Raw genomic sequence first — 21360 nt, forward strand, 5'->3', positions numbered from 1 at the left:
AAGGCGTTGTCTTATTTTGGAAGCGGATGGACGTTCCAGATTTTTTCGCAGTATTGACGGATGGCACGGTCACTCGAAAACAGACCCATCCCGGCGGCGTTGAGTATGGACTTCCGCGTCCATTCATTGGGTTGGAGAAACAAGGTCTCCACCTTTTTTTGTGTTTCAATGTAACTTGCAAAATCGGCCAGCACCATGAACCGATCCCCCTGGACCAGCAAGGATTCGATGAGGGGTTGAAACAGGTGCGGGTGATCCGGAGAAAAGTAGCCGTCCCGGATCATGTCCAGGGCCCGCTTCAATTCCCCGTTTTTTTCATAATAATCGTGTGGATTGTAGCCCCGGGTCTTGAGCTCGTCAACCTGTTCGGCGGTGAGTCCGAATATGAAGATGTTGTCCTCGCCCACTTCGTTTTTGATTTCGATGTTGGCCCCGTCGAGGGTCCCGATGGTGAGTGCGCCATTGAGAGCGAGCTTCATGTTTCCCGTACCCGAGGCCTCCATGCCTGCGGTGGAAATCTGTTCTGAAAGATCGGCTCCGGGGATGATACCCTCCGCCTTGTTCACGCTGTAATTGGGAATGAACACGATGCGGAGTTTGTCCGCCGTTTGTACATCATCGTTCACCCTTTTGGCGACGCTGGTGATGAGTTTGATGATGAGTTTGGCCATGTGGTAACCCGGCGCGGCCTTACCCGCAAACAACACGGTGCGGGGGACGTGGCTGCAGTTCGGGTTTTCCTTGAAGCGGTTGTACAACACAATGACATGCAGGAGGCAGAGAAGCTGGCGTTTGTATTCATGAATGCGCTTCACCTGAATGTCCAGCAAGTGATTGGGATTGACCTCCATGCGGAGGGCCTTGTCTTCGCGGATGTACTTCGACAGCCGTATTTTGTTGAGCATCTTCACGTCGCGCCAGCGTTTTTGAAAATTCACGTCCTCCGCGAAGTCCCTCAGCTTCTTCATCTGGTTGAGATCGGTCACCCATCCGTCGCCGATGGTGTCGTTCAGAAGGTCTGCCAGCGCGGGGTTGCAGGACTTGAGCCACAGCCGTTGGGTGATGCCATTGGTGACGTTGATGAACCTGCCCGGAAAAAGCTTGTTGAATTCGGGAAAGACCCTGTTTTTCAAAATATCGCTATGCAGGGCGGCGACGCCGTTAACGGAATGACTGCCGACGATGGCAAGATTGGACATGCGAATGCTTTTGACCGGTTTTTCCTCCACAATGGACACCTTTTCCAGCATGGTGTTGTTGCCCGGGTGCGAAACCTGCACACGGTTTAAAAAGTCCTGGTTGATATGGTAAATGATTTCCAGGTGCCGGGGCAGAACCCTTTGCAGGAGATCGACCGACCATTTTTCCAGCGCCTCAGGAAGGACGGTGTGGTTGGTGTAGGCAAAGGTTTTGATGGTGATTTCCCACGCTTCATCCCAGGGGCGGTGTTCGCGGTCCATCAGCAAGCGAATCAGTTCCGGAATCGCGAGGGCGGGGTGCGTATCATTTAACTGGATTGCCACTTTATTGGGGAATTGTTCGAAGGTGGAGTGGTTGCGCTTGTACCGGCGCAGGATGTCCTGCAGGGAAGCGGAGACGAAAAAGTATTCCTGCTTCAGGCGCAATTCTTTGCCCTGCATGTTGCTGTCGTTCGGGTAAAGCACCTTGGAGAGGGTTTCGGATTCGTGTTTATGGGTGACGGCCTGTACGTAATCCCCTTCGTTGAAGCTTCCCAGGTCGAACTCCCGGGTGGAACGCGCGCTCCATAAACGCAAATTGTTCACCGTCTGGTTGTGGTACCCGGGGATCGGAATGTCATAGGCCATTGCCATCACGTCATCGTGCGAATCCACCCAGTGGCAGATTCCACGGCCCTCCTTATTGGAAGTGTGCTGGACATGGCCGTAAAAACGTATGGGGTACAGGTAATCAGGGCGGGGCAGTTCCCAGGGATAGCCTTTTCGCAGCCAGTTGTCCGCCGTTTCGACCTGGAAGCCGTCAATGATTTTCTGGTAAAAAATCCCGTATTCATAGCGCATGCCATAACCGCCCGCGGGGATACCCAGGGTGGCCAGTGAATCCATGTAGCAGGCGGCGAGACGACCCAGACCTCCGTTGCCAAGCCCGGCTTCGATGTCAGACTGCTCAATCTGCTCCAACTCGAGCCCCAGCTTTTCAATGGCCCGGCACACCTCCTTTTTGAAATCAAGATTGACCAGGTAATTGCTGAGGGCGCGGCCCACAAGGTATTCCATGGACAAATAGTAAATGCGCTTGGGGTCTTTGGTAAAATAACGGTTCTGTGTCTCGATCCATTTTTCCACGAGACGGTCGCGCACGGTCAGGGCGATGCTGTTGTAGTAATCCATGATCGTCGCCGTTCGGGGCGATTTCGCCTGCGAGTATTTCAGATGCTGGGAAATGGAGTCTTTGATCACGTCCATGCCGTTCTTTTCCGACGGACTGCTGGATTTGGTTTCTGGCACGCTATCATTCATAATCAGCTGTCCATAGATGGAAGATGGTGGAGTCATACGGACGAGACAAGTTTCCGATCCGTATCAACCCGGAATTGGTTCTGAAAGAGGGGTTGATGAATCTAATTTAAGGCTGTTCACGGGATAAACCAATGGAAATTTCGGAGTGGAACCGGGTTTTGCAGGAGGTGGACATGACTCCAAGTGCTCGCCGGTCTTTTTTGCAGTTGGTGGAACGGTACCGGAAAGGGCCCGACCCTTCGCTGGACTGGGATGAGATTCGATCTCCGCGGACGGACAAGCTGGTGCCCCATGAAAAACTGGAACCTCCGGGCGAGGACGGGGGCAGGGAAGGATTGTCCCGCCTCGTGGTTTGCAAACTGAACGGCGGGCTTGGGACCAGCATGGGGTGCTCCGGGCCAAAGTCGCTGATTCCCATTCGCGAGGGACGCACCTTCCTCAATTTCATCGTGGACCAGTTGCAGGAGCTGGAGCAAACCTGGGCGGTGCGCGTGCCGCTGATTTTGATGAACAGTTTTTATACTGAAGAGCAAACGAAGGCGGCCCTCTCCGGTTGTCCGCCGTCGCAGCAGATCGAGTGTTTCACGCAAAACCGGCTTCCCCGGCTGGATAAGGAAACGGGGCGGCTTCTTGGTGAGGAAGAGTTTGGACAGGAGGCGTGGTACCCGCCGGGGCATGGCGATCTCTATACCTGCCTTGGGGATCAGGGTCTTCTCGACCGCCTGCTTGCCGACGGCAAAAAGCTTTTGTTTGTATCCAACGCCGATAACCTGGGGGCGACGCCCGATCCCGCCATCGCCCACCATATGCTGAAGCACAACATTCCTTTTCTTATGGAGATGACAGCGAAGACCCCCGCGGATGTCAAGGGAGGGACGTTGTATGAGGATAATGACGGACGGCTTCACCTGCTGGAGGTGGCTCAAGTGCCTGCGGAGCATATGGAATCGTTTTGCAGCACTGAAAAGTTCAAGGTGTTCAACACCAACAACATCTGGATTCACCTCGAGCATTTGAAACGCCGGTTGGATGAGGGACCGATGGATCTTAAATTGATCGTCAACGAAAAACCGGTAAACGGCCGATCCATCATTCAACTGGAGACCGCAATGGGGGCGGCTCTTGAGCATTTCGAGCACGCTGTCGGGTTGGTGGTCAACCGCGACCGGTTTTTACCGGTAAAAAAAACCACCGATTTGTTGATGATTCAATCCGACCTGTTTGTGCAGGAAGGGTCTCAATTGCGTCGGAATCCCGCGCGGAAGCAGGCGAACCTGCCAAAGATCACCTGGAAGGGGCCGCTGGAAAATTTCGACGAGTACAGCCGCCGCATTCCGCAGGCTCCCGGCCTGCTGAGTTTGGAGTCGTTGGAGGTGGAGGGCAATGTGTGGTTCCGGGGAGAAGCGACACTGAAAGGAAAAGTGCGTTTGATCAGCCACGGAAATCCGCTGGCCGTGCCGGGGGGTGTGGTGATCGAAAACCAGACCCTGGAGAACTGATTCGGCGGCTTATTGCGTGGCTTCCAGTTCCCGCGCCCGTTTGCGTTTGGTGCGGTACCGAAGGAACAGGCTGATGAGGGCCAACACGATCAGGATGATGAGTGCGACCCGGAATTCGGTCGAACCGATATCCAGAAGGGTGCTTCCGAAAAACCCGTAAGCGTACGCACGCGGCGTCAAACCCAGCACATGGGCAAGGATGTAATGCCGGAACGGCATGGTCGACAGCCCCGCGCCGTAGTTGATCACCGTCACAGGCATGATGGGGATGAGGCTCAACAACCACACCATCGAGAAGCTGAAACGCGTGTCGTCAATCATGTCAGCGCCCAGTTTCAGCTTGCTCTTCACATAGTCATGGCCCATGGTGCGGGCGATCCAGAACCCCAGCGTGCCCCCAGCCGCTGCACCGACCGATGCATACAACGGACCCACCACCGGTCCGAAAGCCAGACCCCCGGCAATGAACAGGGCGATGGAAGGAATCAGGAACAGAGGCCGGATGACAAACACGCCGATGTAAAGAACCGGGCCCCAGACTCCCATCGACAGCACAAAGGCCTGGAACGATTCCGGGGTCAGTTTCACCCCATGCCGGGAAAAGTAAAACCCGGTTCCGAAACCAACCAGAATCAAAATAATGAACTTGATGAAGCGCCGACGCACGGAGGCAGGAATGGTGGATTTGCTTTCTTCCTGACCCGTGGCATCCATAGGTTCTCTTTTCAGGCGTTGTCCGCGACTGGACTTCTACTGCAAAAAGGCTATTAAAACTCGATACAACCATTCTAAAGGAAATCAGGTTTCTTAAAAATAATTAAAAAATAAAGCTTTATATAACTTCGTGGGTGGTAGGAAAATAGGATTGAGTCTTATAGGAATTGGTATTATCAATTGTAGTAGAAATTCTAATTTTTTATTGACTTGCACCTTAAAATAATTAAAAAATAAAGCTTTATATAACTTCGTGGGTGGTAGGAAAATAGGGTTGAGTCTTATAGGAATTGGTATTATCAATTGTAGTAGAAATTCTAATTTTTTATTGACTTGCACCTTAATCCAAGTATACTGGCCACAATTAAGTGTAAGGGGCGAAATGGGTTGCAGGCGGGCCCCTCTGAAAAGGGTACTAAGCGACCGGCACGGTCCGGTTGATAGAAGTTTTGGGGCAATTGGATCCACAGGGGCAGATTGAGTGATCCAAATTTAAATGGGGCAATGTTCAATTTTATTGGGTAAGGGAGGTCCGTTATGAAAAAAGTCCTGTTCGTAGCTGTTATCGCTGTGCTCGCGCTCTGCTTTTCCGCTTCCGCATTTGCTGGAACCCTGAAACCGGGCGACAAGACATCCTGCGTGGATGCCAACCAGATCACTCTGCAAGCCGCAGGTAATTCTTCACATGGGGACGGGGTAAGTGCCAATGCGGTTATCTGGAAATCTTCCAATGCCACCACCATTCCCATCACCTTGGGACCGGGTCAGAACCATGGTCTGGAAGGCGATCGGGGTGTGGGCATGGCCAACAAGCACAGCATGGGTCGTCAGTCGGTTACCTTGACTCACGAACCCAATTTCAGCCGTGGTGATTCGCTGGGCGATATCAGTGGCGAAGTCCGCATCACCAATAATGGAACGGTTGACCTGATGGTCGAATGCAAATAACGCGTTAGTCAGCAAAGAGAGCCGGGCCGCTAAATGGCGGTCCGGCTTTTTTTGTTTCAGTACAGCGCCAGGATCAATCCCCCGAGAAGGATCCGGTAAATGACGAATGGAATCAGCCCGACACGGCTCACCACGGCGAGCAACAGTTTGATTGCGAGGTAACCGGACAGAAAGGCGATTCCAAAGGCCATAGCCATTTGCCCGCTGGTGAATATCAATGCTTCCCCGGGTTGTGTGATTACTGACACGGTTTTGTGCAGGCCTGCGGCCAGTATGGCGGGAGTCCCGAGCAGAAAGGCGAAACGCGCCGCGGCGGGTTGGGACAGATTCATGAAAAGCCCGGCGGCGATGGTGATGCCGGACCGCGACGTGCCGGGAAACAAGGCCACGGCCTGAGCACATCCGATCAACAGAACCTGCCTGAAGGACAATCCGGTCAGTTCCGCTTCTCCCCGGTCAGTGCGGGATGCCCCCCGGTCCGCCCACCAGAAAACGAATGACCAGAATATAAGATTGCCTCCGACGAATGTCGGGCTTCGAAGGTTCCCCTCGATCCAGTCACCGAGCGACAATCCGATCACGCCTGCCGGTACGGTTGCCACGATGATACCCCATGCAAGACGATGCCGTGCGGGCTGGTTCTTTTTGTCGAACAGCGCACACAGCAGTTGCGAGATCTCTCTTCGGAAGAATATGATGATGGCGAGCAGGGTGGCCAGGTGCAGGATGGCATCCATAGCCAGCCCCTGGTCCTCGAATTCAAACAGGATGGGCACCAGGATCAAATGCCCGGAGCTGGAAACGGGTAAAAACTCGGTCAGGCCCTGGATCAGGCCCAGTAGAATTGCCTGGAGGTCTTCCATTCGCACCTATGCGTTCCGATACAAGAAAAATTAAAGGCTGGATCGTATTTTTTGTCGTTCTCGGGGTCGTTGCCCTCAGTAATCAGAGGCTGGCGATGACTGACCCGGAAAACACCTACCCGAAGCGCATCAAGCGGGCGGTGCGCCTGTTTTTCAATCCCCCGGCAAACGAGCTCGACCGCCACCTCATCGGCAAGGATATCGAATGCCGGACACCGCACCGGCTGTATGGTCAGGTGGCCGGGGCTACGGTTGTGGTCAAGGCGGATCATTCGGTCGGCGCCGGGGTGTTCATCGGTCCGCGCCTCATTGCGACAGCGCGGCACGTGGTGGATGGAAAATCGATCGAAGTGGTGCTTCCGGAGGTCCCAGGTGACGATTTGGCCCGGCCGGGGAGGACGATCGAAGTCGATTCCGTGCATCGGGTGCGGAACCTGGATCTGGCGTTCATCCAAACCCGGGGTTCTTACCCCTCCTACCTGGATCTGAAGGTGAACCCGGATGGTGAGGACGATCTGATGATCGTCGGGCATCCCAATCGCAAATACTACTCTCTGCAAAAAGCCCGGATCAAGAAAAAAGATGTGCTGGAGAAATCCGAGTTCATCCTGTTCAAGGACAACGAAGTGTTTTTTGGCAATTCCGGCGGCGCCATCGTGGCCTGCGACGGGGGTCTGATGGGGGTGGTGAGCATGATGAGCAATTACCAGAATTCGGCATTCAAACAAGGCATCGGCATCAATGCCCGCACCATCCTGGACCATGCGCGCAAACTCAATCTTATTTAGGGTTTCCGGACATTCGAAGGGGCCTAAACCCCCATTTATAAAATTGATACGGCGGGTTAAAATATGCTATCTTTACGCTGGCTTGGGAGGACGTTGGTATATTATAAGGGTTAAGGCCGAATGCCATTCCGGGCGCCTGCCTGAAGGTTTTGCCCACCCCCTCTGTATCTCGCACTGAGTCCGCCGGACCTGCTTTTTATAACATCTGATAAAAAAAGAATTTGAAGGATGAATGAATTTCCACGCATTCAGCGTTTGCCCCCTTATGTGTTCAACATTGTCGGTGAGTTGAAACTGCAGGCCCGCCGCCGCGGAGAAGACATCATCGATTTTGGCATGGGCAACCCGGACCAGGCCACGCCCCAGCACATCGTGGACAAGCTGGTGGAGGCCATCCAGAAACCGCAGAATCACCGTTACTCGCTTTCCCGTGGCATACCCAAGCTGCGGCACGCGATCGCGGATTGGTATCAGCGGGAGCATGGGGTGTACATTGACCCGGAGACCGAAGCCATCGCCACCATCGGCTCGAAAGAAGGTATTTCATCCCTGGCGCTCGCTATCACCGGGCCCGGTGACAGTGTGCTGGTGCCAACGCCGACGTACCCGATTCACACCTACGCCTTTATCCTGGCAAATGCGGACATCACTTCCGTACCCCTGAATAAAGACGTCGATTTTTTTGAAGCCCTGCTGAAGGCGTTCAAACAGAGCTGGCCGCGGCCCAAAGCCCTTATCATCAATTTTCCGCACAACCCGACTACGCAGGTGGTGGACCTCGATTTCTTCGTCAAGGTGGTGGACTTCGCCCGCGAGCACAAGTTGATCGTGATCCATGATTACGCTTACGCCGATCTTGTTTTCGACGACTACCGCGCACCCAGCCTGCTCCAGGTGCCCGGCGCCAAGGACGTGGGCGTGGAATGCTTCACGCTGTCTAAAAGCTACAACATGCCCGGCTGGCGGGTGGGTTTCATGGTCGGCAACCGTGAGATCATCCACGCGCTGTCCCGCATCAAGAGTTATCAGGACTACGGCATGTTCCAGCCGATCCAGATCGCGTCCATCATCGCGCTCAACGGGCCCCGCGATTGTGTGAATGAGATCCGCGACATGTACAAGGCCCGGCGGGACGTGTTGTGCTCCGGGCTCAACCGCATCGGATGGCCGGTGGAGCCGCCCAGGGCCACCATGTTTGTCTGGGCGGAAATCCCCGACCAGTTCAAGCAGATGGGGTCGCTGGAGTTTTCCAAACTGCTTCTCGATAAAGCCAAGGTGGCGGTCTCGCCGGGCATCGGATTCGGCGACGGCGGCGATCATTTTGTCCGTTTTTCCCTTGTGGAAAACGAGCACCGCATCCGCCAGGCTGTTCGGGGCATCCGTGAAATCTTCTAATTCAACCTACTTCGCTTCTTTATGAAACCTGTAAAAATAGGCTTGATCGGATTCGGTACCATTGGCGCCGGCGTGGTGCGCATCCTGCAAAAAAACCGGCAGAACATTTTGGACCGTTTGGGAACCTCGGTGGAGGTGGTGTGTGTTGCCGACCTCGATATCAAGACCCCGCGTGGTGTGGAAGTGGACCAGAACATCCTCACCACCAATGCGTACGATGTGGTCAACCATCCGGAAGTGGATGTGGTGGTGGAGTTGATCGGGGGGTACGAACCCGCCCGCGACCTCATCCTGAAAGCCTTCGAGCACGGCAAGCATGTGGTCACCGCCAACAAGGCCCTGTTGGCCAAGCACGGCGATGAACTGTTCGCTGCGGCGGAAAAGCACAAGGTGAACCTCGGTTTCGAAGCGGCCGTCGGGGGAGCGATCCCCATCATTCGTTCCATCCGCGAGGCATTCGTCGCCAACCGCATCGAGGCGATTGAAGGCATCGTCAACGGCACCGCCAACTACATCCTCAGTAAAATGTCCGACGAGGATCTGGATTTCGAACTCGTGCTGAAGGAAGCACAGGAGAAGGGGTTTGCCGAAGCAGACCCGACCTTCGACGTCGAAGGCATCGACTCCGCGCACAAGATAGCCATTTTAAGCCGCTTGTCTTTCGGCACCTCCGTCAATTTCGATGACATCTACATCCAGGGCATCAGCCGCATCACCCCGGTCGATATCAAGTGCGCCCGCGAGTTCGGTTTCCGGATCAAACTGTTGGCGGTTTCCAAGTTCGATGGAAAAGAGTTGGACATCCGCGTGCACCCGGCTATGATCCCGGAGGCCAAACCGATGGCCAACGTCAACGGGGTGCTGAACGCCATCATGGTCCGCGACGACCTGATGGAGGAAAACGTGCTGGTGGGGCACGGTGCGGGGTCCCTGCCGACGGGCAGTGCGGTGGTGGGCGACATCGTGGAGATCGCCCGGAACATCCTTTCCGGGGCCTCAGGCCGGGTGCCGGCACAGTCGTTCCAGACCCACAGCGTTAAAAAAATCCCGCTCAAACCCACCCGGGAAATCGAGGGAGAATATTTTCTACGCTTTCTCGTGCAGGACAAACCGGGTGTATTGTCCAAAATTTCTGGTATTCTTGGGCAACACTCGATCAGTATCGAGTCCATGATCCAGCGGGGACGGGATATGGACGGCAAGGGCGTTCCCCTCGTGATGATGACACACCAGGCAAAAGAGAAAAACATTCAACAGGCTTTAAAAGAAATCGAACAATTGGACGTGGTATGCGAGAAAACGGTTCTCATAAGAGTGGAGAGGTAGCTCTCGAATTCGACGCCTGGTTTCAGTGCATCAATGGCTGTTCCGGCCGGTATGAATTGAATGAGGTGATTTACAACTGCCCGCATTGCGGCGATTTGTTGGAAGTCACGCACGACCTCGAACGGCTGAAAAAACGCTCGGCGGAAGAATGGAAAAACCTGTTTGACGAACGATACCGTCGTCACGACTGGCCGTATGGCAGTTCCGTTTGGGGCAAAAAGGAACTGGTCTGTCCGAACGTGGATAACGACAACATCGTCTCCACCTATGAAGGGGGAAGCAACCTGTTCTGGGCGGAGCGGCTGGGCCAACAGTTGGGCCTTGAAGAATTGTGGGTCAAGCAGTGCGGCATGGCGCATTCGGGTTCGTTCAAGGACCTCGGTATGACGGTGCTGGTTTCGATGGTCAAACAGATGCGAACCGAAGGGCAGGACATCAAGGCCGTTGCCTGTGCTTCCACCGGCGATACCTCCGCCTCGCTGGCCGCCTATTGCGCGGTCGCGGGCATTCCGGCCATCGTGTTCCTGCCGCGCAACAAGATTTCCATGACCCAGCTCATTCAACCCATCACCCATGGGGTGATGACGTTTTCGCTGGATACCGACTTCGACGGCTGCATGAAGATCGTCAAGAGCATCTGCCAGGAAAAGGAAATTTACCTCGCCAACTCGATGAATTCGCTTCGCCTCGAAGGGCAGAAGACCATCAGTTTCGAGTTGACCCAGCAGTTCGACCAGGAGGTGCCGGACTTCATCATCGTTCCCGGCGGGAACCTGGGCAACGTCAGCGCCATCGGCAAAGGGTACGAGATGATGTACGAACTGGGCATCATCAACAAGCTTCCACGGCTGGTTTGTGCGCAGGCGGAACGGGCCAATCCGCTGGTACGCAGTTTCAAACGCGGATTCAAATCCTTTAAATCGATCCAGGCGCGCAAGACCCTTGCCAGCGCCATTCAGATCGGGGCGCCGGTCAGCGTGAAAAAAGCCATCCGTGCTTTGCAGAAGTTCGACGGCATTGTCGAGGAGGCCACTGAAAACGAACTGGCCAATGCCGCGGGGCGCGCCAACAAGACAGGTCTGTTGTGCTGCCCGCACACCGGGGTGGCCCTGGCGGTCATGGAAAAACTGCTCAAGCGCGGGGTGATCAAAAAGAACCACCGGGTGGTCGTCATTTCAACGGCCAACGGATTGAAGTTCACCGACTTTCTTGTTAAATACCATTCCAATACCCTTCGAGGGGTCGAACCGGAATGCCTGTTCAAACCATTTGAACTTCCGGCTGACGAGACCCGCATCAGGCATACCATCAACGAAGCGTTGAACGGCAACCTGACAGTTTGACCGGAAGGGGCCTTTCCGTATGAAACCTTTTGGTTTGGAACTCATCGAATACCAATAACCGGATATGCTGACGGGTGTCGTCATAATGGATGGCTCCCCTTGTTGAGTCAGAAAGGATAGAGACATGGCGGAGGATGTAAAGAAAGTAGCGATCATCGGGTCGGGTCCGGCGGGTCACACCGCGGCCATTTACGCCGCACGGGCCAACCTGGAACCGTTCATGTATGAGGGATACGTGGTCGGCGGCTCCGCAGGCGGCCAGTTGACCACCACCACCGACGTCGAAAACTATCCCGGGTTTCCTGATGGCATCAACGGACCTGAATTGATGCAATTGTTCCGTCGCCAGTCGGAACGCTTCGGTACGCAAATGGTTCAGGAGGATGTGCACGAAGTGGATTTCTCCAAACGTCCTTTCCGTATCAAGGGCGACAAGACCGAAGTGCTCGCCCATTCCGTCATTATTTCCACCGGCGCCACTGCCAAACGCATGGGGGTTCCAAACGAAGAGAAGTTGTGGAACCAGGGCATGTCTGCCTGTGCGGTGTGCGACGGGGCGCTCCCGTTTTTCCGCAATCAGCCGCTCATGGTGATCGGTGGCGGCGACACAGCAGTGGAAGAGGCCACCTACCTCACCAAGTTCGGCACCGTGGTGTATCTGGTGCATCGCCGAGATGAGTTACGTGCTTCCAAAATCATGCAGGAGCGTGCGCTCAAAAACGAAAAGATCGAAATGGTGTGGGACACGGTGCTGGATGACGCCATCGGAGACCAGTATGTTACCGGCGCGCGTGTGCGCAATGTCAAAACCAACGAAACACGGGACATCGAGGTTGCGGGTATCTTTTACGCCATCGGTCACACGCCGAACACCCAACCCTTCCAGGGTCAGATCGATCTCGATGAAACCGGTTACATCAAGATCAAACCCGGTTCCCAGGAAACCAGTGTGGAAGGCGTTTTTGCCGCCGGAGACGTGCACGATCACAAATACCGGCAGGCGGTGACCGCCGCGGGAGCCGGATGTGCCGCTGCCCTGGAAGCCGAGCGCTGGCTGGGTGAACAGGGCCTCGCCTGACCCTTCCTGAAAACCGTTCCCATTTTCACCGGCGGTAAATACCCGTCCCCTGCCTTGACCCTCCCGGTCGCGCATCTTATTAAATTCTCAGTATGGCTTTCAGGCAAGGAGAATAAAGATGCGTTTCGACAAAATGACCATTAAATTGCAGAACGCCGTGATGGAGGCTCAGTCGCTTTGCGAAGGGGAGCGCCAGCAGGCCATTGAATGCGAACATCTGCTCGTGCCGCTGTTGAATGATGCCGAAGGCATTGCGCCTGTTTTGATCGGCAAAGTCGGCGCGGACAAGGCGCGACTGGTGGCCGATCTGGAAGAACAAATCAACAAATACCCCCGCGTCGAAGGGGCCGGTGGCCAGGTTTATCTTTCGCCCGACCTCAAAGGCATCCTGGACAAGGCCTTTGAAGAAGCCCGGCAAATCAAGGACGAATTTTTGAATGCCGAACACGTCCTGCTTGCAGTAGCGGGGGACAGCAAATCCCGCGCGGGCAAATTGTTCAAGTCCCACAGCATCAAACGTGAAGAACTCCTGCAGGCGCTCACCACCCTCCGAGGTTCGCAGCGGGTCACCGACCAGAATCCCGAAGCCAAATACCAGGTGCTTGAAAAATACTGCATCGATCTCACCCAGAAAGCCAGTTCCGGAAAACTCGATCCCGTGATCGGCCGTGATGCGGAAATCCGCCGCGTGGTGCAGGTGTTGTCGCGCCGCACCAAGAACAATCCGGTGCTGATCGGGGAGCCGGGCGTGGGCAAGACCGCCATTGTGGAGGGGCTGGCCCAGCGCATTTATCATGGTGACGTGCCGGAAGGCCTCAAGGAAAAACGCATCATCGCGTTGGACCTCGCCGCGTTGGTAGCGGGGACCAAGTACCGCGGCGAGTTTGAAGATCGCCTGAAAGCGGTGCTCAAGGAAATCAACAGCAGTGAAGGGGAGATCATCCTGTTCATCGACGAATTGCACACGCTCATTGGTGCAGGTTCGGCCGAAGGTTCGATGGACGCCTCCAACATGCTGAAACCCGCACTGGCACGCGGGGAACTGCATTGTGTTGGGGCCACCACCCTGCGCGAATACCGCAAATACATTGAAAAAGACGCAGCGCTGGAACGACGGTTCCAACCCGTCCTGGTGGGCGAACCTTCGGTGGAAGACACTATTTCCATCCTGCGCGGTCTCAAGGAAAAATATGAAGTGCATCATGGGGTGCGCATCCAGGATGCGGCGATCCTCGCCGCGGCGCGGTTGTCCCATCGTTACATCTCTGACCGCTTTCTGCCTGACAAGGCAATCGATTTGATCGACGAGGCGGCTTCGAGCCTGCGCATGCAGATCGATTCGCTGCCGGCAGAGATCGACGAATACCAGCGCAAGATGATGCAGCTGGAAATTGAGCGCGAGGCTTTGAAAAAGGAGTCGGATCCGCAGTCCAGGGACCGCCTTCAGAAAATTGAAAAGGAAATCGCTAAACTGGGTGATGCCTGTAATGCGATGAAGGAGCAATGGGAAAGTGAGAAGAAAGTCATCGCCGAGAAACGCGAATTGAAGGAAAAAATCGAGCAGGCCCGGCGCGAGTGTGAAATGGCTGAACGGGAAGGGCGCCTGGGTCAGGCCGCTGAATTGAAGTATGGAAGCCTGCCAAGACTTGAAAAAGAGTTGCAGGACCTGGAGTCCCATCTTTCCCAGGTTCAGACCGAAAAGAAAATCCTGAATGAAGAGGTGGGTGAGGAAGAGATCGCCAGCATTGTTTCACGCTGGACAGGTGTTCCCGTTGAAAAGATGATGCAGTCGGAGAAGAAACGGCTACTGGCCATGGAATCGCAACTGCACCGCAAGGTGGTGGGACAGGACGAAGCGGTCACCGCCGTGTCCAACGCGATCCGCAGAAGCCGGTCCGGCATCCAGGATCCGAACCGACCCATCGGCACGTTCCTGTTTCTCGGACCCACGGGTGTGGGAAAGACCCAATTGGCACGAACCCTCGCTGAGTTTCTGTTCGACGACGAACAGGCAATGATCCGCGTCGATATGTCCGAGTACATGGAAAAACACTCGACCGCCCGGCTCATCGGAGCGCCTCCGGGGTACGTCGGTTACGAGGAAGGCGGGTACCTGACGGAACACGTCCGCCGCCGCCCTTACTCCGTGGTGCTTTTCGACGAAATCGAAAAAGCGCACCCGGATGTATTCAATCTGTTTCTTCAGGTTCTGGACGAAGGACGCCTGACCGATGGGCACGGCAAGACGGTGGATTTCAGGAACACCGTGGTGCTCATGACGTCCAATATTGCCGGCAAGATGATCCAGGAAACCGGAATGCAGATGGGTCAGTTGGAAAAGGCTGGAAAGGCGGACTGGGACCAGGAGTACGAGAGAGTTCAGGAAGCGGTACGACAGGAGTTGCGTCAGCACTTTCGCCCGGAATTTTTGAACCGCATCGACGACATCGTGATCTTCCGCAACCTGTCACGCGAGCAGATAAAGGACATCGTCGATATTCAGGTCGAAGACCTGCGCAAGCGGCTTGCCGACCGGAACATGTCGCTTGAACTGAGCGAGGACGCCAAGGCATGGCTGGCTGAGAAGGGTTACGATCCGGTATTCGGCGCGCGGCCGCTCAAACGGGTTATCCAGAAGTACGTGCAGGACCCTTTGTCTCTGGAACTGCTGGATGAAAAGATTCACGAAGGCGACACCATCCGCGTGGAAAAAGAGAACGACGGCCTGGTGTTTCGCAAAGGCTGACGATTTGTACCGCTACCTCACCCGTCGCCGTTTATGTCGGGGACTTCCACCATACGGCGGTGAAGGGGATAGTACAAGGCCAGCCTGATGGGCCTTTGTTCCCCTCGTGCCCGCAGGATTTCTGCATACGCCTGCAATTGTGTTTTGTATCGCTCTCTTTCCGCTTCGAAGAAAGCATCCAGTTCGCTTCCCTCGTGTTCGCCGGTTTTGTAATCTATAATCCAACGCACCCCTTGTTCATCCACAAATGTCCGATCGAGAATGCGGTTGGAATAAATCGAGTCTTTAGCATAGGTGAGGGCGAATTCGCTTTTTGCATCTTCGTGAGTTGATAAAATCCAGCGCCCTACCTTCTCATCTGCCAATATGTTCTGAAGGGCCCGCACCCCCTTTTCAGCCACGGCCTCTGCCCGGTCAAATGGCAGGCCTTCGTTCAGCAGGGCGGTCTTGAACGCGGTTTTCATGGATTCCGGTTTTTTTGCATCCCATGCAGCGAGTCCCTGATCGGCGATGTCCTTGAAGCACCGGTGCAGCACGTTACCCATGAATCGCGCTTCGTTTCCCGCCCAGAAATAAGGTGGGCGGTCCTCCCGTTCTTCGCGGATGTCGAGGGGACGTCCGGTAGGGATATCTGGGGGTGGAGCAGGGGGTTGAAATCCCTTCGCAAGCCGTTGCAGTCGTAGCGCTTCTGGTTTTGGTTGGTATCCCGCTTGTCCTGGCGCAGGCTCTCGAAGATTCTGTTCCCACTCCGCTTGCAGGAATGGCCAAAGGTGATTGAGCATGGAACCGCTGACCGGAGGCTTGATGATTCCATCGTCGGTCTCGGTGACATGGCCGAACAGGTGGACCTGCTGTTTCGCCCGGGTGATGGAAACATAAAGCAGGCGCCGGGTTTCGTGGTGATCGCGGGTTTTGTCAATATCCCTCAGGAAACGGTAAATGTCCGAGTTGTCGCTCCCGGCTTCTTCAATCGGCGCGAACAGCATGCGATCGTCATGAGTCAGCCAGAAGATCAACTGCTTTTCATTTTTCCCCGTACCCTTGCCGAGTCCCGGTAGGAGCACGAAATCGAATTCCAGTCCCTTGGCCTTGTGCATGGTGAGGATCTGCACCGGATTGCCTTCGACGGTGGGGGGGCGCGCGTAAAGCCGGTCCAGCACGCGTTCAAATTGGTTCAGGGTGTCGGCGTTTCCGGATTGAACGGTTTTAGAAACTTCCTCGAAAAATACGTCAATGTCCTGCCACTGGTTGCGATCGACGCAGGCGGGACCGCCCAGATGGATCCAGCACCCTTCCAGAAGATCGCGAAAGTCCTCACCCGGAAGGGCCTGGAGAACGGGAGTGAGTTTTTCGATCGTCCGTGTAAGCCGTGATTGGCCGTCTGTGGTAAAAGCCTGCCGGCGTTCCGGATCGTTCATCAACTTCCATACAGGGGTGTCAGAATCCATGCAGCAGAGCCGGTGCACGTCCTCCAGCAACAACCCGCAGAAGGGAGCCCGCAGGATGGACAGCCAGGCGATGCGGTCGTGTGGATCGAGAAGAGCGCGCATGAGTGACCACAGGTCCAGCACGGCAGGGCGGGAGGTGATCTTGTCGATGTCCTCGGCGCGCATAGGTATCCCGGCTTCCTGCAGATGCGGAACCAGTGATTCCAAATGAGTGCGGGACCGGACGAGAATGGCGATGGATGCAACTGGATGATCGCGTTGCAAATCGCGAATGACGTCCACAACCCTCCCGGCTTCCTGTCCTTCCTGCGATTTCAGGAACGGATGGCACACCACCGGGGTTTCCAACCCGGGGTCTCTTTCCGCGTGAGATGGACTGTGGGCAATAGCGCCCCCAAGGTCGGTGGTGGCTGTGGATATGGACTGCTCGTCGAGAGATTGAAAGCAATCATTGATCCATTGAACAAGATGAGCCTGCGACCGGAAATTGGAGCTCAATTGCAACGATTCCAGCAGCACCGGGCCGATGCCGCTTCCTTTTACTTTGTTGAAAAAAGAAACTTCGGCGTCGCGGAACCGGTAGATGGACTGCATGGGGTCGCCGACGATGAAAAGCGTGCGTCCGTCCCCGGGGGTCCAGCCTTCGGTCAGCAGGGAAAGCAACTGATATTGTTTGTAAGAAGTGTCCTGAAATTCATCGACGAGGATGTGCTGCAGTTTGAGGTCGTACTTCAACAACAAATCGGAAGGGGTCATCGGCTTACCCAGGGATTTCAAGGCCGACAGAGACAACTCAGAGTAATCCGTGTTTCCGGACTCGATGAAGACCCTTCTCAGGGTTTTTTCGATTTCCGGGAGTAAAAGAAACATCGAACTCAGAAATTCCCATTCCTGGTCTTCAAAAAAGGGTTTTGGCAAATTGGTGACATGGGACAGGGCCTGCGCAAAAGCTGTGTCCTCGCGCAAGGATTCCAGGATGTTTTGATACTCCTCTTTGAGGGCTGGATCGCCTCCGTCGTTTTTCGCGGGAAAACCGGACCTCTTATCCATTTTTTTTCTGAAGGCCCCTTGATCGGTGACCAGCAATTTGGCAATGGCCTGCCACAAGGGCAGGTTCTCGGCAAGTGGTTCCGGAAACCGGGTCATATCCTTTAGAACCACCAATGGGTTATCCGGATCCGTGGTTTGCAGGTTGTTTCCCGCGTATCGGAACAGAGGGAGCAATTGAGTAACCAGGGAGCCTCCAAAATGACGGCAGGCTTCCACAAGGCGGGCCTCGATGAGGTCGGAGAGGGCGCGCTCTTGCAGTTCCCGGCTTTCGGATGAAGAAGGCGTATCCAGATCGGTTGAAAAAAAAGTCAGCATCCAGCGATCGCGCTTCTCCAGCAGTTGCACCATACGTTCGACGAATTTGTTTTTGTCGTTGTCGAGCCGCATCAGCAAATGCCTTGCCGCATCCCCTACCGGTGAAATTTCTTCAACCCGTGCTAGCATGCGCCATGCGGTTTTGCGGTAAAGGTCTCCTGCATTTTCCTCAACCCCTAGAAGCGAACCGATGCCGGAAAGAACCGGGGTCTGTCGGATCAGGGACATACAGAAGGAGTCGATTGTTTGCACCTTCAGGCGGGTGGGATTTTTCAAAAGGTTCCAACCATGCTTTCTGTCCTGCTCCAGAGCTTCCTGCGCCAGGTGGTATGTTTTCAGGCTGTGCGGGGAATCAGGCGGAGGTTCGTTGGCGGCCTTCGTGAGCGCTTTCAGGATTCGCGTCTGCATTTCTCCTGCCGCCTTGCGGGTGAAAGTCATGGCGAGAATGTGCTCCGGCTTATCCACCTTCGCGAGGAGGAGGAGCAACCGCTGGATCAAGAGTTCCGTTTTGCCGGAACCCGCCGGTGCCTGCACAATGAAAGACCGGGTGGGATCGAGCGCCCGGTCGCGTTGATACTGGTCGTGGATCGGCACGTTCATGATTCCGCCCCGTCTTCTTCTTCCGGAGATTGCTGAAGGAGTTCCGCCTTCCGGCAAAGGGTGGGGAGTTCACAATGGTTGCACGGGCTCTGCCTTTCCAGGGGATCGACCTCCAGTGATCCTTGTAAAAAATTCTGGGCGGTGGCGGACAGTCTGGATTTCCAGAATTCGATGGCCTGGTCCCAGTCTTCAAATCCCCCTTGTTCCGCGGATTTGTTTTTGACTCCCGGCAAATTCAGGGAATCGCGACCGACACCCTTGAAGTTGCACTGGCTTCTGGCCACGCGGGCGAACAGGATGGCGTCGGAGGGATGAGCGAGGCAGTATAGGGGAAGTTGCGGTTCCCGGATTCGGTCCTCATGCCAGCCTGTTGTGGGAAAATTTCTCCCTGTTTTGTAGTCGATCAAAACCGTATTGGATTTGGCCACACGATCTACGCGATCGATCTTTAGGTGCAGATGCAGGTTGTCGAAAGAAAATTCCAGCGGGGTTTCTGTGTTTACGACCTCAAAGTCTTCTCTTGCCTGTTCCAAAGCCAACCATTCTTTAACAAGATTGACCAGTCGCTGACGCTCCAGCTTTCTAAATTCATCCTGCCCAAAAAATAAATTCCGGTTCGCGGACAGAACGTCACCGACCAGGGCTTGGATGACTTCGGACAGGGTTCCATCGGCTGCCAAACGATCGAGAGCCTGTTTGGTTTTGACCTCCCGCCAGAACCCCTCCAGGATGGCGTGAACGAGGTTGCCACGGGCCAAGGCATCCATTTCGACTTCTTTGGGTTGGATATCCCTGATTTTAAGGCGATGCAGGGCGAATGCGCGAAAGGGGCATTCGGCCTGATGCTTGAGGACGGCATAGCCTCCTCTCAGGGTTTCCAATTCTTCTGGTTCAACCTGAATACGGGATCGGTCTGCCATCTCTTCCAGAATACTGTGTTCCTGGAATTGATCGATGAGGCGGTTCGAAGAAAATTCAATGGCAGGAGGCTCCCATTCATTCCATGGTGACAATAGGGGACTGGGGAGATTCTCTCGGTCTTTGACCAAAGACGGATAACTGATTTGGATTTCCGGTGATGAATTTAAAAGCCGGAACAGGATGGTTTCGTAAAACTGCAAAGTTCGGTTGGGTGTGCAATGCGGCAGGTTATGTTTGCGTTGGAGGGTGAAAGGGATGTAGGGATTTGGGTCGTTATGAGGGGGCAGGGCGTCCGCCTGGCAACCTAGAATCCACACATGATCGAACTGCATGCCCGCCGATTCCAGAAGGCCGACCACCTGAATCGGTTCCTCCCGCGTTTTGGGCTGAAAGATTTTGTCGCGGACAATGTGCGTGAGTGTGGTCATGACCGTGGCACGGTCGATGTTGCCCGACACGCCATCCAGCGTGGCCAGTTCATCCAGGCATTCATTCCATGCGTCGTGAATCTGAAATTCCCGGCTGGAAAGACCCCTTCCACCGCGCGGCCAGTTCATCTCGTGCAACAGCCGGGCGATAGCCTTGCCCCATTCACTCGGGCGGCGTGTTCCTTTTGAATCCAGCCAGTTTTTCCATTTATCAAGGAATGAGGAAAATCCGGGATTGTCCTGCAGGTTTTTCAATTTAAACAATTGATTCAAAGTCACCCGGACGGGGTGATGCCGGCGCAGGATGAGATCCCAATTCAAGCGCGCGGACTCCTCTTTCACCCAATCTGCAAAATAAGGCGAGCGGAGAATCTGCGATACCATGAGCGTGGAAAAGACGGGACGAGGACAGGCGAGCAGTTGCAGCGCCAGGTCCACCATGCGTTCCTGAGTGAGCGATGTGCCGAGGGAGATGTTGAACGGCGCTTCCTTGCCCTGCCAGCAGTAAACCGATTCAGGAGCCAGTTCTGCTTTCAATTCACGCACCAGCATTTCACGGTAGTCGTCCATTTTGGTGACAACAATGCCGATGGTTTTTCCGGGTTGCATGACCGAGCGAATCCAGCGGGCGCATTGAATGACTTCCGTTTTCGGGTCGGGGTAACGCCGCACTTCACCCTTCCATTGATCCTTCTTTGTAGAGAGGACTTTTTCGGAAGAAGGCGGTTCATCCGGATACCAGAAAATTTTCACATTGCGTGTTTTTAAAAAATTGATGAAGCGTTGCAGTTGCGGGGTGATCTCGTCGAATCCGGCTAAGGTGATGGAGAGCGGGACCGGGATGGTTCCCCCCTCCATGCTTTTTTGCACAGCGGGCAGGAGTTCTGCCGCATCGAGTGCGTCCCACCGTCTCAATCGGTCGCGGTACTGCGTCTGCCAGCGATAATACGCGGTGGCCTCGTCAGAAAGGTTGAAAAGATCCGGTTTGTCGGCTACTTCGTATTGCTGGATCAGTTCATAGGCTTTCGCCGCATCCTGAGCTGCACCCTGAAAGTGCATGATGTCGAGCCGTTCGGATTGCACGTCATCCTGGATGATGCGTTCCCAAAGCTTTTGGGCTTGGAGGGACGAAAGAACGTGTTGGCGTGGCCAAGAGGCGATCCAGGTTTCTTTCAACCATGCATCGAAGGGTATGATACTGGGCGTATCCCAGACTTTGTGAGATGCGGATTGATTCCGGTTGTGTTGAAGGGTCAGCCAACGGGCAAGTCGAACATTGACTGTGAGGATCAGTGTATTTGGATCCACAGGCGCGGGCATCGACGGTTTGAGTTATGTAGAAATGGAGAAAGGTTTTACCGGGAAAACGCATTGTCCCGGCGAACGTGGATCGAATACGG

Annotated in this window: 13 protein-coding genes; 8 read left to right on the forward strand and 5 right to left on the reverse strand. The window is 54.9% G+C overall.

Translation table 11 applies throughout. From position 1 onward, the window contains the following. Positions 1-11: 11 nt before the first annotated feature. A complete protein-coding gene (locus ACTRXA_RS01225; RefSeq protein WP_442425386.1) occupies positions 12-2498 on the reverse strand; it encodes a glycogen/starch/alpha-glucan phosphorylase in 2487 nt (828 codons plus the stop codon). A gap of 173 nt (positions 2499-2671) precedes the next feature. Here ACTRXA_RS01225 and ACTRXA_RS01230 point away from each other — a divergent pair, with 173 nt between their 5' ends. Continuing rightward, a complete protein-coding gene (locus tag ACTRXA_RS01230) occupies positions 2672-3997 on the forward strand; it encodes a UTP--glucose-1-phosphate uridylyltransferase (RefSeq protein ID WP_442425387.1) in 1326 nt (441 codons plus the stop codon). Positions 3998-4006: 9 nt separating this feature from the next. On the opposite strand, the gene ACTRXA_RS01235 is transcribed toward ACTRXA_RS01230, so the two are convergent. Continuing rightward, complete coding sequence (locus ACTRXA_RS01235; protein ID WP_442425388.1) at positions 4007-4711, reverse strand: TVP38/TMEM64 family protein; 705 nt, start codon at positions 4709-4711, stop codon at positions 4007-4009. A gap of 537 nt (positions 4712-5248) precedes the next feature. Between ACTRXA_RS01235 and ACTRXA_RS01240 the strand changes: the two genes are divergently transcribed. Beyond that, entirely contained in the window at positions 5249-5659 is a 411-nt protein-coding gene (locus ACTRXA_RS01240; RefSeq protein ID WP_442425389.1) for a hypothetical protein, read from the forward strand. 56 nt (positions 5660-5715) lie between these two features. Here the strand turns inward: ACTRXA_RS01240 and ACTRXA_RS01245 are convergent, their stop codons facing one another. After that, positions 5716-6522 carry an undecaprenyl-diphosphate phosphatase gene (locus ACTRXA_RS01245; RefSeq protein ID WP_442425390.1) on the reverse strand — a complete coding sequence of 269 codons (807 nt, stop codon included), beginning with the start codon at positions 6520-6522 and terminating at the stop codon, positions 5716-5718. A 95-nt stretch (positions 6523-6617) separates the two neighbouring features. Between ACTRXA_RS01245 and ACTRXA_RS01250 the strand changes: the two genes are divergently transcribed. The 6 genes from ACTRXA_RS01250 to clpB all read left to right on the forward strand — a co-directional run bounded on the left by ACTRXA_RS01250 (position 6618) and on the right by clpB (position 15198). Continuing rightward, complete coding sequence (locus tag ACTRXA_RS01250) at positions 6618-7310, forward strand: S1 family peptidase (RefSeq protein ID WP_442425391.1); 693 nt, start codon at positions 6618-6620, stop codon at positions 7308-7310. A 228-nt stretch (positions 7311-7538) separates the two neighbouring features. Beyond that, positions 7539-8705 (forward strand): alanine transaminase, encoded by a 1167-nt coding sequence (alaC, locus tag ACTRXA_RS01255; protein WP_442425392.1) that lies wholly within the window; start codon positions 7539-7541, stop codon positions 8703-8705. Positions 8706-8726: 21 nt separating this feature from the next. Then, complete coding sequence (locus tag ACTRXA_RS01260; RefSeq protein WP_442425393.1) at positions 8727-10031, forward strand: homoserine dehydrogenase; 1305 nt, start codon at positions 8727-8729, stop codon at positions 10029-10031. Next, positions 9995-11374, forward strand: a complete 1380-nt coding sequence (gene thrC, locus ACTRXA_RS01265) for a threonine synthase (RefSeq protein ID WP_442425394.1) — start codon at positions 9995-9997, stop codon at positions 11372-11374. The genes ACTRXA_RS01260 and thrC overlap by 37 nt, the downstream gene beginning before the upstream one ends. A 124-nt stretch (positions 11375-11498) precedes the next feature. Beyond that, entirely contained in the window at positions 11499-12452 is a 954-nt protein-coding gene (gene trxB, locus ACTRXA_RS01270) for a thioredoxin-disulfide reductase (RefSeq protein ID WP_442425395.1), read from the forward strand. A 118-nt stretch (positions 12453-12570) separates the two neighbouring features. After that, on the forward strand, positions 12571-15198 hold the full coding sequence (gene clpB, locus ACTRXA_RS01275; protein ID WP_442425396.1) for an ATP-dependent chaperone ClpB: 2628 nt from the start codon (positions 12571-12573) through the stop codon (positions 15196-15198). A gap of 17 nt (positions 15199-15215) precedes the next feature. On the opposite strand, the gene ACTRXA_RS01280 is transcribed toward clpB, so the two are convergent. Both ACTRXA_RS01280 and ACTRXA_RS01285 read right to left on the reverse strand, forming a co-directional pair. After that, positions 15216-18611: a UvrD-helicase domain-containing protein gene (locus ACTRXA_RS01280; protein ID WP_442425397.1), complete on the reverse strand. Its 3396-nt coding sequence runs from the start codon at positions 18609-18611 to the stop codon at positions 15216-15218. Then, positions 18608-21280 carry a PD-(D/E)XK nuclease family protein gene (locus ACTRXA_RS01285; RefSeq protein WP_442425398.1) on the reverse strand — a complete coding sequence of 891 codons (2673 nt, stop codon included), beginning with the start codon at positions 21278-21280 and terminating at the stop codon, positions 18608-18610. Before ACTRXA_RS01285 ends, ACTRXA_RS01280 begins: the two co-directional genes overlap by 4 nt. Positions 21281-21360: the final 80 nt, after the last annotated feature.

The sequence above is a fragment of the Nitrospina sp. P1_D6 genome (assembly GCF_052156615.1).
Taxonomy (GTDB): domain Bacteria; phylum Nitrospinota; class Nitrospinia; order Nitrospinales; family Nitrospinaceae; genus Nitrospina.